Origin of the sequence: Streptomyces sp. NPDC046866 (genome assembly GCF_040704625.1) — a bacterium.
Taxonomy (GTDB): domain Bacteria; phylum Actinomycetota; class Actinomycetes; order Streptomycetales; family Streptomycetaceae; genus Streptomyces.
Map to the genome: position 1 here is coordinate 33,225 of NZ_JBEYXN010000019.1, position 13,529 is coordinate 46,753.

The 13,529-nt window shown below is 73.0% G+C and carries 11 protein-coding genes; 3 read left to right on the forward strand and 8 right to left on the reverse strand.

Annotation, left to right across the window (positions count from 1 at the left end; all coding sequences use genetic code 11):
• Positions 1–4: 4 nt before the first annotated feature.
• From AB0953_RS24850 to AB0953_RS24865, 4 genes are read right to left on the reverse strand one after another with little or no spacing between them, the layout of a single operon-like run.
• Positions 5–1,027, reverse strand: coding sequence for a DUF5914 domain-containing protein (locus AB0953_RS24850; RefSeq protein WP_366861763.1), 1,023 nt, complete (start codon positions 1,025–1,027; stop codon positions 5–7).
• The gene (locus tag AB0953_RS24855; protein ID WP_366861764.1) at positions 1,024–2,082 is read right to left on the reverse strand and encodes a phytoene/squalene synthase family protein; all 1,059 of its coding nucleotides are present in this window, start codon (positions 2,080–2,082) and stop codon (positions 1,024–1,026) included. The genes AB0953_RS24850 and AB0953_RS24855 overlap by 4 nt, the downstream gene beginning before the upstream one ends.
• Complete coding sequence (crtI, locus tag AB0953_RS24860; RefSeq protein ID WP_366861765.1) at positions 2,079–3,650, reverse strand: phytoene desaturase family protein; 1,572 nt, start codon at positions 3,648–3,650, stop codon at positions 2,079–2,081. The genes AB0953_RS24855 and crtI overlap by 4 nt, the downstream gene beginning before the upstream one ends.
• Positions 3,647–4,846 carry a polyprenyl synthetase family protein gene (locus AB0953_RS24865; protein WP_366861766.1) on the reverse strand — a complete coding sequence of 400 codons (1,200 nt, stop codon included), beginning with the start codon at positions 4,844–4,846 and terminating at the stop codon, positions 3,647–3,649. The genes crtI and AB0953_RS24865 overlap by 4 nt, the downstream gene beginning before the upstream one ends.
• Before the next feature lie 233 nt (positions 4,847–5,079).
• Here AB0953_RS24865 and AB0953_RS24870 point away from each other — a divergent pair, with 233 nt between their 5' ends.
• Entirely contained in the window at positions 5,080–5,793 is a 714-nt protein-coding gene (locus AB0953_RS24870) for a methyltransferase domain-containing protein (RefSeq protein ID WP_366861767.1), read from the forward strand.
• 212 nt (positions 5,794–6,005) lie between these two features.
• Positions 6,006–7,442, forward strand: coding sequence for a hypothetical protein (locus AB0953_RS24875; protein ID WP_366861768.1), 1,437 nt, complete (start codon positions 6,006–6,008; stop codon positions 7,440–7,442).
• A 123-nt stretch (positions 7,443–7,565) separates the two neighbouring features.
• Here AB0953_RS24875 and AB0953_RS24880 read toward each other — a convergent pair whose 3' ends face one another.
• Positions 7,566–8,399, reverse strand: a complete 834-nt coding sequence (locus tag AB0953_RS24880) for a PIG-L family deacetylase (RefSeq protein ID WP_366861769.1) — start codon at positions 8,397–8,399, stop codon at positions 7,566–7,568.
• Between the two features lie 291 nt (positions 8,400–8,690).
• Entirely contained in the window at positions 8,691–10,091 is a 1,401-nt protein-coding gene (locus AB0953_RS24885; RefSeq protein ID WP_366861770.1) for a hypothetical protein, read from the reverse strand.
• A gap of 311 nt (positions 10,092–10,402) precedes the next feature.
• Between AB0953_RS24885 and AB0953_RS24890 the strand changes: the two genes are divergently transcribed.
• Entirely contained in the window at positions 10,403–11,389 is a 987-nt protein-coding gene (locus AB0953_RS24890; protein ID WP_366861771.1) for an L-threonylcarbamoyladenylate synthase, read from the forward strand.
• 79 nt (positions 11,390–11,468) lie between these two features.
• Here the strand turns inward: AB0953_RS24890 and AB0953_RS24895 are convergent, their stop codons facing one another.
• The gene (locus AB0953_RS24895) at positions 11,469–12,110 is read right to left on the reverse strand and encodes a carbonic anhydrase (protein WP_366861772.1); all 642 of its coding nucleotides are present in this window, start codon (positions 12,108–12,110) and stop codon (positions 11,469–11,471) included.
• A gap of 176 nt (positions 12,111–12,286) precedes the next feature.
• Positions 12,287–13,495: a cytochrome P450 gene (locus AB0953_RS24900; protein ID WP_366861773.1), complete on the reverse strand. Its 1,209-nt coding sequence runs from the start codon at positions 13,493–13,495 to the stop codon at positions 12,287–12,289.
• Positions 13,496–13,529: the final 34 nt, after the last annotated feature.

Here is a 13,529-nt window from a genome sequence, read left to right on the forward strand (position 1 = left end):
GCGCTCAGCCGGGAAACCGGCCCTCCGCGCGCAGCCGTCGGCGGCGCTCGGCGTACGCGAGGTCGTCGCGCCACAGGCGGCCCGCCGCAGCACGCATCGCGGGCCGCAGCAGCGGCGCGAGCGCCCGCGCCACCGCGAACCCGCGCCGGTCCGACCCGGCCACGATCGCCTCGACCACGGCCGTCCGCGGACGCCCGGCACCCGGCGGTGTCAGGGGCGTCGCGTGCGTCTCGACCACCGAGCCCTCCCCCTCGCCGCCGACGATCCGCATGACGACCGTCCGCGGATCCGGCGCGTGGAAGGCCGCGCTCACGGGGACGACGATCCGCCCGGCCACCTTGAACGACACGTCCACCAGCAGCACGTCGTCCCCGTCCGCCGGAGCGCCGCCCGGCAGGTCCCGGACGGCCAGGTCCACGAACGCGTACGGGTGGAGCCACGCGCCGTGCCACGGGTCGAGGCGGTTGGCGACGACGTCCTGCGGCTCGCACGCGCCGGTCCCCGTGTAGACCGCGGCGAGCGCTGCGCCCCGCGGCGGCCGGACCGGCACCGCGGGGCGCTCGGTGGGCGGTTCACCACCCACCCGGTCCAGGCGCACCCACAGCAGCACCCCGTCGTCGTGCACCGGCCACGGCGCCCACCCGGCGAACGGACCGCCGTCCAGGTCCAGCCCGTGCCAGTGGCAGACCAGCCTCCCGCACCGGACCACGGCGTCCTTCAGCGGCGCCCCGAGATGCGGGCACGCCCCGGGACCCGCGTGGGGCGTGCCGTCCTCGCCGCGCCACAGCACGATCTCGGTGCCCGCCACCGTCCGTCCCAGCGGCCGGCGGGTGGTCAGGTCCCGGGAAGCGCCGACGACGAACCAGTTGCCCGACGGACGCGCCGCCGCCCGCTCGAGCGCCTCGGCGATCAGCGCCGGCCTGGCCTGCCGCCACGTCGGGCGCTGCCGGTCCCAGGCGACGGCGTTGCGGCGCAGCCGCAGCGGGCTCACCGCCCGTCGGCCGCCCGACCCGTGTGCCGTACTCACACCGTCTCCTCTCCGCGGCGACCGGTGACGCTGCCGCCTCCTCCCGGCGGAGCCGGATGCCGGCCGTCCGCCCGGACCGCGCGCCCGATCCGCCCCTGCGGTCCGCCGGCGCGGGCGCCCGTACGCGGCGCGCGGCGGGCCACGAGGGCGCCGGCCAGGCCCCGCAGGGCCACGGCCGCCCGGCGTCGGCGCCCCACGGCCGCCCGGCGGTGCACCACCGCGTACCCGTCCCGCTCGATGGCGCCGAGGATGTCGCCGTACAGCACGAAGGCCGTGCGCACGCAGGGCGCCGACACGGGATCCAGCCGGCCGATGCCGGGCTCCGCCGCCCGGTACACGCCGCGGGTCAGGGCCGCGGCCGCCCGCAGGGCCGAGGTGATCCGGGCGTCGCGGCGTCCGGTCCGCCTGCTCCACACGAGCAGGCCGCGGTCCACCCCGTGCGCGGCCAGCAGGTCCGCGGGCAGGTAGACCCGTCCGCGGTCGAGGTCCTCGCCGACGTCCCTGAGGAAGTTGGTCAGCTGGAACGCCACCCCGAGGGCGGCCGCGTACGGCTCCGCCTCCGCCCGCGGCACGACCGTGCCCAGCACCGGCACCATCTGCAGCCCGATGACGGCGGCCGACCCGTGCATGTAGCCCTCCAGGTCGGCGTACGTGGCGTACTCCTCGACCGACAGGTCGCTGCGCATCGAGGCGAGGAAGTCGGAGAAGTGGTGCGCCCCGATGCCGTACCGCGTCCTGGTGTCGGCCGCCGCACGCACCACCGGCTGCGGCACCCGCTCGCCCCGGACGGCCCGCAGCCACTGCCGTTCCAGCGCGTCCAGGGCGTTGCCCCGGTCGAGGGCGGTGGCCGTCGTGCCGAGGTCGTCGACGATGTCGTCGGCGTACCGGGCGAAGCCGTACAGGGCGTGCACCGCGGCACGCCGGTCGAGGGGCAGCAGGCGGGTGGCGAGGAAGTAGGTCTTGCCGTGGCGGGCGTTCAGCCGCCGACAGGCCGTGTAGGCCGCGCGCAGCGACGGGTCGGTGATGCCCGCGGCGTCGAGCTCCCGGGCCGTCATCGGGCCCGCTCCCCGTCCGGTACGGCCTGGCCGGGCGGCACCGTCCGGGGTGCCCGGCTCGCAGGCCGGGCGGTACGGGGCGGGCGCCGGGCGCCGCCCGTCACCCGGGCGGCGGCGAGCTTCCCCGAGAGCAGCACCGTGGGCACGCCGACACCGGGTGTGGTGCCGCAGCCCGCCAGGACGGCGTTCTCCGTCCCCCGGACCAGGTTCCGCGGGCGGAAGGGCCCGGTCTGGGTGAAGGTGTGGGCGGCCGAGAACGGAGTCCCGGCGGCATGTCCGAGCGCCGTCCACTGCGCCGGCGTCACCAGGCTCTCCGCCTCGATGGACGCTCCCAGTCCTGCCAGCCCCCGCCGTTCCAGCTCGCGCACCAGGGCGTCGCGGTACCGCGGTCCCAGCTCGCCCCAGTGGGCCGCCCCCGGCCCCCGTTCGGTGTTGGGGCAGGGCGCCAGCACGTAGTGCAGGTGGCGGCCCGGCGGGGCCAGCGACGGATCGGTGGTGGTGGGCCTGGTGATCAGCAGAGACGGATCGGTCATCAGCCGCCCGGCGCCGATCAGTTCGTCGAAGGTGGCCTCCCACGCCGACCCGAACGACAGCGTGTGGTGCGCCAGCTGCGGCCACGAACGGTCCGTCCCCACGTGCAGCACCACCGCGCTCGGTGCGTGCCGCAGGCGCACGGCCCGCCGGGGAGCGCCTCCCAGCAGACCGTAGGAGAGCGGCAGGTCGGGCGTGAGGACCACCGCGTCGCACGGGATGCGGTCGTGTGCGGTGACGACCGCGGTCACCCGGCTTCCCGAACGCTCCAGCCGCAGCACCGGCTCGCCGTACCGCAGCACGGCACCCGCCCGCGCCGCCGAGCCGGCCATGGCCTGCGGTACGGCGTGCATTCCGCCCCGCGGGAAGTACACCCCGGCGACCGTGTCCATGTACGCGATGACGGCGTAGGCGGCCAGCGCACGCGACGGCGCCACTCCGGCGTACAGCGCCTGGAAGGTGAACACGCGCCGCAGCCGCTCGTCCCGCAGGAACCGGCCGATCGCCCGGTCGAGGCGCCCGAACCCGCCGAGCGCCGCGAGCCGCGCCAGTTCGGGACGCAGCAGCTGGGCCGGGGAGTCGAAGTTGGCGTCGATGAAACGCCGCATCTGGACGGCGTGGAGCTGCTCGAGCCACCGGCGCAGCCCGCGGTAGCCCATGGCCTCCCTCGGGCCGGCGAAGGCGGCGATCTCGGCCTCCATGGCCTCGCCGTCGGTGTGGACGTCGAGCCGGGAGCCGTCGGCGAACAGCGCCCGGTACGCGGGATGGAGCGGGACGAGGTCGAGCCGGTCGTCCAGGGAGTCGCCCACGGCCCGGAAGGCCTCGTCGAGGATCTCGGGCATGGTGAGCACGGTCGGCCCGGCGTCCGCCCGGTAGCCCCGGAGGTCAAGGCGTCCGGCCCGTCCGCCCGGCCCCGCCTCCCGCTCCACGACGGTCACCTGCCGTCCCGCCCCCGCCAGGTGCAGGGCGGCGGCCAGCCCGGCCAGGCCGGCGCCCACCACGACGACGTGGTCCGTCGGACCGGTCACGGTCTTCAACGGTCCTCCCCGATCGGCCCGCGACCGCCGGCGCCGTCCCGTACGGACTCCTCCGCCGCCGGCCGGGTCCCGCCCGGGTCGAGTCCGCAGGCGCCGCGCAGCAGAAGACCGATCCGGTCCGCGGCCGCCGGCGAGAGGCCTGCGGCCGCGACCGCCTCGGCGCCGTCGCCGCACAGCTCCTCGATGCGCTCGGCGACCTCGTCGCGGGCGCCGCACGAGACCAGCAGGTCGAGGACGCGCGCGACGTCGCGCGTCCCGGCGGCCGGTGCGCCGACGACCTCGTCCAGGAGCCGCAGGCCCGCCCGGTCCCCTTGGCGCGCGCACAGCTCCCGCGCAACGGCCAGCACACAGGTCGCCTTGCCCTCGCGGACGTCCTCGCCGACCGGCTTCCCGATCACCGCCGGCTCGCCGAAAATCCCCTGCAGGTCGTCATGCAGCTGGAAGGCGAGCCCCGCCGACCGTCCGGCCTCGCGCAGCCGGCGCACCGTGCGCTCCGGCGCGCCCGCCAGCGCGGCGCCGAGGGCCAGCGGATGCCCCACCGTGTACAGCGCCGTCTTCAGCACCGCGGTGCGCACCGCCTGGCCGGCCGATCTCGCCCCGGTGACCTGGGCCCGCAGGTCGAGGTACTGGCCCGCCACCATCTCGGTGCGCATCGCCCGCCAGATCGCGTACGCCCGCGTGGCCGCCGGCGACCCGTGCACGCACTCCGCGAACGCGTCGTCGGCCCACCCGAGGGCCAGGTCGCCGGCCAGCACGGCGGCCGCGCCGCCGAACGTGCCGCAGGGCAGTTCGCGCCCCCCGCTACCGAACTGGTCGTCCAGGACGACGTGCAGGGCGGGGCGCCCTCTGCGCAGGGACGATCCGTCCATCACGTCGTCGTGGACCAGCGCGCAGGTCTGGATCAGCTCCAGCGCCGCCGCGGCACCCAGGGCCCGCCGGGCCTCGGCGTCCTCGCCCCCGCAGCCGCGCATCGCCCACCACAGGAGCTCGGAGCGCAGCCGCCTGCCGCCCGCCAGCGCGAACTGCGCGACCCGTGCAGCGATGTCGGCCGCGAACACGGGGTCCGTGGCCTCCGCCTCGGCCAGGCGCCGCTCCAGCATCTCGCCGAGACGCGCTTCGACGGCCGCGGGCACGTCCTCATCGACGTCGAGCGGGTCGAGTGGTTCGAGCGGGTCGAGCGGGTCGAGTACGCGCATGGGAACTCCCTTGGCCGGCGGCGTCGCTTCTTTGGCTCACGGGTCATTCCGTACCGCCTGTGCTTCCGGATGCACGCTCATTGCGCCGAGCGGCCCCCTAACGGCCCGCTCCCGAGGCGCGCGAGCCGTGCCGCCGTGTAGGCGGGGCACACCGCGGCGCCCGGCGAGGCGCGACAGGTCCGGCCGCTCGCGGAGCGACACTGGGACGTCGAAGACCCGTGGAGGAACCGACGATGGCCCTGCTCCGAGACGCCGAACTCGCCGGGGCGTTCGACCGCGCGGCCCGCACCTACGACCGGATGACCTCGGCCAGCCCCGGCTACCACCGCCACCTGCGCCGCTCGGCGCGCCGCCTCGCACTGCCCCGGGACGGAGCGGACCAGTCCGTCCTCGACCTCGGCTGCGGCACCGGCGCGTCGACGGCCGCCCTGCTGCTCGCCGCGCCGCGCGCGACGGTCACCGCCGTCGACGCGTCGGCGGGCATGCTGGCCCGGGCCCGGAGCAAGGCCTGGCCCGATCGGGTGACCTTCGTCCACGCACCCGTCGAGGGCATGGCGGACGCCGGCGTCACCGGCCCGTACGACGCCGTCTTCGCCGCGTACCTCTTCCGCAACCTGGCCGATCCCGACGCCGGACTCGGCGCGGTGCGCGACCTGCTGCGCCCCGGCGGGCGGCTGGCCGTCCACGAGTACGCCCTCGGCGGCCGCGCCGTCGACCGCGCGGTGTGGTCGGCGGTCATGGGCGCCGTGGTCCTGCCCTGGGCGCGGCGCCACGGCGACGAAGCGCTCTACCGCCATCTGTGGCGCAGCGTACTCGACTTCGACACCGCCGGGGCGTTCGCCCGGAGGCTGGGCCGCGCCGGGTTCACCGGCGTGCGCACGCTGCCCCAGCCGGGCTGGCAGACCGGCATCACGCACACGTTCGTGGCGACCCGGCCCGCCTCCTGACCCTCCAGCCTGCATTGTAACCAGCCGGCTTGGGGCATTCCCTCCGGAGCGGGGGAAACGGGTTCGGATTAGGGGGAAACGGGTTCGGATTGGGCGGTGGGGGGCCTGCGCCGCACCAGCGGCGCGAACACCTCCGCCCGAGGTCTCGGCGGAGGCGGCGCGGTGGAGTAACCCCGGGTGCGCTGCCACGGCCCGGCCCTGAATCTGGGGGCATGAACACGCGCAGGGTGGTGGTGGAGGCGCCAGACGAACGCGGTCTGCGCGCGGTCACCGTCAACGGCAAGCCGGCCGGGAGCGCCTGGTCCCTGCGTGATCTGCGCAAACAGCTGCGCCGCGCGGGGGTGCCGGCCGACACGGACTTGGCGGATCGGGCCCGCGTGGCCTGGCGCGGGGCGGACAGCTCCACCTGGCCCGACCGCGCGGGCCGCCGCCGCGCCACCATCGCCGTACTGTCCGGCGGACTGCTGGTGTCCGCATTCCTCCTTGCCCGCATCGGGATGGTGGACGCTGTGGGGGCTCTGACCTTCTCCGGGCGTTTGGCGGGGATGCTCTTCGTGCTCGCGGGAGCCCTGCAGGTCGTCGCAGCGGCTGCGGTGTTCGATTTTTGGGGGAAGCGGGCCATGCCGTACTCGGGTGCGGTGGTGCTGGTGGGCGTACTCGTCACATGGGCGACGGAGGCACTGCTGCTGACGGTGTGGTTCCAGGAGCGGGAGTGGACGCCGTACCTGCCGGCGTTCCTCGCGCTGTCGGCGTGGGCGCTGTGGGCGGCCTGGGCGGTCCGGCAGGAGCGGGCCTGGCAGGGGATCCCGCATCCGAAGAGCTTCACCGCCGGCGTGGTGGCCACCGCCGTACTGGCGTCGGCCAATTTCGTCTACTCCTCGGTGTACCAGCCCAGTACGGCGCTCTTCCACTTCAAGGTGGAGGCGAAATTCGGGACACCGAGCAAGGATCCGAACCGCCCTCTCGTGTACCTTCCGGTAAAGCTCCGGGTCGCAAACGACGGCGCCGTACCGGCCTACGTTCTCGACAGTTTCTACGGCGTGTGGGGGCGAGAATCCGCCTTCGATGCGAAGAAGACCGAGCTGGACCAGAACACATGGCGGACGGACATGGTTGCCCAGGTGGACACCGAGCTTCACGTGCAGCCCACCAGGTTCACGCTCATCGGCACCGGGCCGGTCGTCGCCGAAGGCTCATGGATCGCGCCGGGGACCGACTTCATCACGGATCGAGTGATCCAGATTCCCACGGGCAAAGATTACGACCTCACCATGACCAAAATGACAGCCATCTTCATGAGAGGAGACCGGGCAAAGATCGACGCAAAGTATTATGTTCCGATTTACTCATGGAACGAGAAGCCGGGCAGATATTTCGAGTGCCCCACCCCCTGCAACGACTACGTCATGCACTTCGGGCGCGTGCGTCACAACAACAACATCATCAATGTGACGCGCAGGCCCCGCTACATTGCCTCGACCCGGTGGATCGGCAAGACCGAGAGCGGGCTCCGCCATCAGATCTCCCCCTTGGATTCCCGGGGCCGCCTGTCGACCGACGTCGAAAGCGCCGACAGGTACGGCGTCGACCAGTACGACTCCGGCTTCACGACGATCCCCTACACCGAACTCACGGCAACCCGCTCCTGAACGGTGGGGCAGAGACTCGGTCCAGGGCGCCGCAGACGGCCGTGCACGAAGCCGCCCGCCTCCGCCTCGGCGGGGGCGGGCGGCGGCCCGGCGGGCGGGCGGGCTGGCCGGCTGGCTGGCTGGTCAGCGCAGTCCGGCGAAGAGGTCGTTCTCGGGGACGGGCGCGCCGGTGGAGTCCTTGACGCGCACGAAGGTCTCCGTGCCCATCAGCGCGCCGAACCTCTCCTTGCCCATCCTGAGGAAGAAGATGTTCTCGCCCTGGCTGGCGTGCGCAGCCAGGGCATCGAACTTCTGGCCGCTGAAGGCGGTGGTGTCCACCCAGGTGGTGATCTCATCGTCGGGGAGGCCGATCTCCGCCAGCGCTGCGGCCTCGGCGGGGTCCGGCTCCGGCATGTCCTCCTGGAACTCGCGCATGACCTCCCCGAAACGCTGCATCGTCGAGCGCGGCACCGTCGTCCAGTACACCTTCGGCGTCAGCGCGGTCATCTCCAGCGCCGCCATCGTGATGCGGTGGGCCTGGATGTGGTCGGGGTGGCCGTAGAAGCCGTTCTCGTCGTACGTGACGACCACGTCGGGTCGGTAGTGCCGCATCAGTTCCGCAAGTCGGGCTGCGCCCTCCTCCACAGGGGTCTGCCAGAAGGATCCGGGGGCGTCGTTGCTCGGCCAGCCCATCATCCCCGAGTCCGCATAGTCCAGCGTCTCCAGATCGCTGACCTCGAGAACGGCACAGCTCGCCTTCAGTTCTTCACCGCGCATCAGGGCGACGGCCGCCGGATCGTGCCCGGGGTCACCGGGCTTGACCCCTCCCGGTCCGTCACCGCAACGGCCGTCGGTACACGTGACGAGAACCGTGCGGATGCCTTCCGCCGCGTACCGCGCGAGGACCCCTCCGGTTCCCGTGGCCTCGTCGTCGGGGTGGGCGTGCACTGCCATGAGCGTCAAGGGCCGGTCAGTCATGGAAAACAGTCCTCCTGCAGGGATACTTCTTCGTCCGAGGACGCGGCGGGCGTGCCGCGATCACCGCAGTCGATGCAACCGCATCCGCCGGCCCGGGTGTTCCCCCTGTCTCAGGAACCCCCGCTGATCCATCGTCGTCGGCAGACCGTACGCGCCCCCGGGGGCCGAACCGGTCGTCGGCAGCAGGGCGCGGGTGCGGCGGCCGGGCGGCCAGGGGCTGCCTGGGCCCCGCCGGGCACCGCCGGGGCCGCCGCCCGGGTGGCAGCGGCCCCGACGGGGGTGGTGCGCGGGCTAGGGGCGGGCCAGGATGTCGGTCACGCGGTGCGCGTAGATGACCCGGCCGCAGGGGGAGCCGGCGTCCGTGCAGGTCGGGTCGGTGGTGTCCATGCGGTGTTCGGTCAGCGACCACAGGTACTGCGTGCCGCCGCCCGGCACGCTCTGCCCGTGTTCGAAGGACAGGTCCTCGGGACCGACCGCATTGGTGATGTTGGCGCCGTAGTCCACCAGCCGGCCGCCGGAGACGGTCGCCCGGCGCAGGCTGCCGCTGTGGGTGGTCCAGCTGCGGTTGAAGTAGTACATGCCGTCGTAGCGTGCCGCGCCCTGGGTGAGGTCGCGGGGCAGGTAGAACGCGCCCGTCGCGGCGACCACGCCGTTGGCCGACTTCAGGAGGCCGGTGGCGTCATCGATGGGCAGTGTGCCGACCCGGCCCTTCTCGGGGTGCGCGTCGTCGGAGTCGCAGTACTCGCCCATGACCAGGGCCGGAGCGGTGGTGGCGCTGCGGTCGACGGAGATGTACGACGCCTTCGGCGCTCCGGTGGCCGCGCAGGTCGCGGCGGAGGTGTTGCCCTGGGCGCTGACGAACTTGTACGAGGCCACCTGCGGCATCACGTACCGGTACGTGTAGCCGTAGTAGACGTTGTTCTGTCGGCCGACCTGCGTGTCGTCCCGGACGTTGCTCTTCAGGCCGTCCGGCGTGGTGTCGTCCACCGAGGCGTTCTGGTCCGGGTTGAGGTCCAGGATGGAACGCATGTCGAACACGCGCAGGCCGTTCAGGGTGTCCGCGACGTAGAGGTAGTACTTGTACCAGGCGATGCCGCCCGCGTGGATGTCGACCGCTTTGTAGGAGACGTGGTTGTAGCTGTTGTAGTACGGCTCCACCAGCAGGACGTGGCGGTAGCGCCGGCCGTCGGGGTCGCCGGGTATCGCGGTCTGCGGGTCCAGGAACGACAGCCGCACGCCCTTGCTGCCGGCCTTGTCGTACCAGGCGGTGACCAGTGGCTTGCGCGAGCCCCACAGCTCGTCGGACTGGGCGTCCGACACACCGGTCATGCCCTGGGGGATCCACTCGTCGGTGGCGGAGTCGCCGGGATCCCAGCAGAGCTTCTGGGCAGGGGCGAGCACCTTGCCGTCGTCGCCCGAGCCGAACGGATCCGTGGTGCACGACGCGCCCGTCTTCGCGACCCGGTTGCCCTGGTCGAGGAGGTCCTGAACGCCCTGCGTGGGCAGGGCCGCTTTCAGGTCGGCCACGTGGGCGCTCAGGTCGGGTCCGGACTTGAGGTTGAACGAGGACGCGGCCGCCGGGTCTCCGGGGGCCGCGTGAGCGGGGGAACCGATCAGGGGAACCGACAGGACCGCCGCTACTGCTGTGGCGACCCAAGCGGCGTACTTGCCGCGGGTGTTGCGGAGTGGCATCGCTGATTCTTCGACCTTCACTGGGAAGAGGGAGCGATGATCATACGGATGGCCACGGAGCGGGCGTTCCGAGTGCCCCCATCCCCCCGTACCGGCCCGACTGCACACCAAGCCGGACCACCGCGGCAGCGCTGCCTGGGACAGCGGTCCGGCCGCGAGCGCCTCTGCATAGAGCCGCGCTCCGAGAACCGCCCTGCCGGCTGCTCCCGACCACGAAACGCGCCAAGCAGCGCGCGGGAGGCGCTGGCAACGGACTCGGGCCCCATGGCCCCAGTGGGCGCCGGCCCAGCTCATCCGCGAACCGCCTTAGGATGGTCAGGGTGACAGCAAGCACGTATGACATCGAGAAGGCGGCCGGTGTGCTGCGCAGCGGCGGGCTGGTGGCCCTCCCGACCGAGACCGTCTACGGACTGGGTGCCAACGCCGAGGACCCCGCCGCCGTCTCACGCATCTTCCAGGTCAAGGGACGCCCGCCCACCCACCCGCTGATCGTCCACATCGGCAGGGCGGAGGAGCTGGACGACTGGGTCGCGGACGTGCCCCAGGCCGCCCGCCTGCTGGCGGAGCACTTCTGGCCGGGCCCCCTCACGCTGGTCCTGCGCCGCGGTCCCCGAGTGCCTCTCGAGGCGACCGGTGGCCTGGAGACGGTCGCCGTACGCGTGCCCGACCATCCCGTCGCACTCTCACTGCTGGCGGCCTTCGGCGGCGGCATCACGGCCCCGTCCGCGAACCGCTTCGGCTCTGTCAGCCCCACCACCGCACACGACGTCCTCGCCGAGCTCGGCGACGCCGTCGACTTCGTCCTGGACGGCGGCCCGTGCGAGGTCGGCGTCGAGTCCACCATCGTCGACACCACCGGCGACGTCCCGACCATCCTGCGCCCGGGCGGGGTGACCTCCGAGGACCTCGAAGCGGTGCTGGGATACCCGCCGGCAGTCCCTTCGTCCAGCCCCGTCCGGGTACCGGGCCAGCATCCGTCCCACTACGCACCGCGTGCGCGGGTCGTCCTCGTCGAGCCCGAGCAAGTCGTCGCCGAAGCGGAACTCGCTCAGGAGCTGGGGCACCGTGTGGGCGTCTTCCTGCCTGCCCCCTTCGCCGACACCCCCGTGAAGGCACACGCCGTGGTGGCGGTCCCCACCGCGATGTCCGCCTACGCCCGCGGGCTGTACGGGTTCCTGCGCGCATTCGACCGGCAGGGGTGCGACCTCATCGTCGCTTCCCTGCCGGGTGAAGAGGGCCTTGGGTTGGCGATCGCCAACCGGCTCCGCCGCGCCGCAGGACCCCGCCACACTGTGTGACCGGCACCGGCGCCGTACCCCGCGCCAGGTCGGCGCGGGGCGCGGGGCTCGGCGCGCGGTGCCTGCGGGAACGGGGCGGTCAGGACGCCGCGGGAACCGCGGCATCGAAGCCGCGGCTGGCGACCAGCTGGGCGCTGCCGTCGGCAAGCCGGTACGAGAGTCCCACCACGCCGAGGCGGCCGGCGGCCACCCGCTCGGCCAGGACACGGGAGCGCTCGAGCAGCAGGTCCACGGTGTTCTCGATGTGCTCGGCCAGAATCTCGTCGGCCGTCTCGCGTCCGGCAGCGCGGGCCGCCAGCACGCTCGGCGTCACTCGTTCGACCACGTCCCGGACGAAGCCGCCCGGCGTCCGCCCGTCCTCGAGGGCGGAGCAGGCCGCGGCGACGGCGCCGCACGAGTCGTGGCCGAGGACGACCACCAGCGGCGCGTTGAGGACGCTCACGCCGAACTCGATCGAGCCGAGTACCTCCGTACCGGCGACATGGCCGGCGGTGCGCACCACGAACAGGTCTCCCAGGCCGCGGTCGAAGATTATCTCGGCGGCCAGCCGGGAGTCCGAGCACCCGAACAGCACGGCGAAGGGCTGCTGGGACGGTGCAGTCTCGGCGCGGCGGAGTGCGTCCTGGTTCGGGTGTTCGGGGGTTCCTGAGACGAAGCGCTGGTTACCGGCCAGCAGCAGCTCGAAGGCGTCGCGGGGTGTCGGGTTCTGAATTTCGGCCATGCCCGCAGCCTACGATCCGGCACCAGCAGTCGCACCACCCGGTCCCCGAAGCCCGCCGGACCGGCCCCCCACTGACGGCGCCGGCACCACTCCCGCACGCCGACACGAACGGCCCAACCCTCTGCGGGCGACCTCGTCAGGCCGACACCCGAAATGCCCTGAACCGCGTCGAGTGCTCAGACGGTCAGGCCCTCGATGGCCACAGGAAGGTGGCGCGGGCCGCGCAGCACCGCGTTGGCGCGGTACGGAGGCGGATCCTCGAGCAGCCGGGAGAACGTCACCCGGCGGAAGAGTTCGGGCACGGCCAGCTGCAGTTCCATGCGGGCGAGCGGGGCGCCGAAGCAGTAGTGGATGCCGGTGTAGAAGCCCAGGTGCTCGTTGTCCTTTCGGTCGGGATCGAACCGGTCCGGGTCCTCGAAGCGCTGGGGGTCGCGGTTGGCGGCGGCCAGCATGAGCCAGACGGGCGAGCCCTTGGGGATCGTGGTGCCGGCGATGTCGATGTCGGCCAGGGCGGTGGTCCACGGGACGAACTGGACCGGGGGCTCGTACCGCAGCACTTCCTCGATGAGCGGGACGGCCAGGGCCGGGTCCTTCCGGAACCGATCGAGGATGTCGGGGTGGCGCAGCAGAGTGAGGGTCGTGTTGGTGATCGCGTTGACGGTGGTCTCGTGGCCGGCGACCAAGAGCAGCACCGCGGTGGCTTCCAGGTCGGCCGGGGTCATGGTGGGGGCGAGGGCGCTGAGGATTCCGGGGCCGGGGTGGCTGCGTTTGGTCTCGATCAGCCCGGTCAGGTAGGCGCCCATCTCCAGGCGTGCCCGCTGTGCCTTCTCCGGGCCGCCGTCGTCGCCGGAGTGGGGGTCGATGGACGATGCCAGGGCGTCGGCCCAGGCGTGGAAACGCGGTTCGTCCTCGCGCGGCACGCCCAGTACCTTGCAGATGGCGGTGACGGGAAGGGGATAGGCGAAATCCTCCACGATGTCGACCTGGTCCTTGCCGTCGAAAGCGTCGAGCAGCTCGGTGACGGTCTTGGCCAGGTCTCCGCGCAGCCCGTCGAGGAACGTGGGGCTGTGTGGGGGGCCGAAAGGCCGGTTGATGGTCTCGCGCAGCCGGTCGTGCACGGGCGGGTCGGTGAAGATGAAGCTGGGCGGCAAGCCCGACTCCGCCGCTGGTTGCCCGGGGCGGGTGTGGCCGGGCAGACGGTTGCTCGTGTCGTTGCTCAGTCGCGGGTCATTGGCCAGACTCCGTACCTCGTAGTAGGTGCTGACCAGGTAGGAGCCGTCCTCCTCCCGCCTGACCGGTTGCTTGCGCAATTCCGCGTAGAGCGGGTACGGATCGGCCCGATGGGCGTAGTCGGTGATCTGCGCGAGGATGCTGCCGGACGTCATGGTGACTCCTGAGGGCTCCGGGCGTTACGGGGCC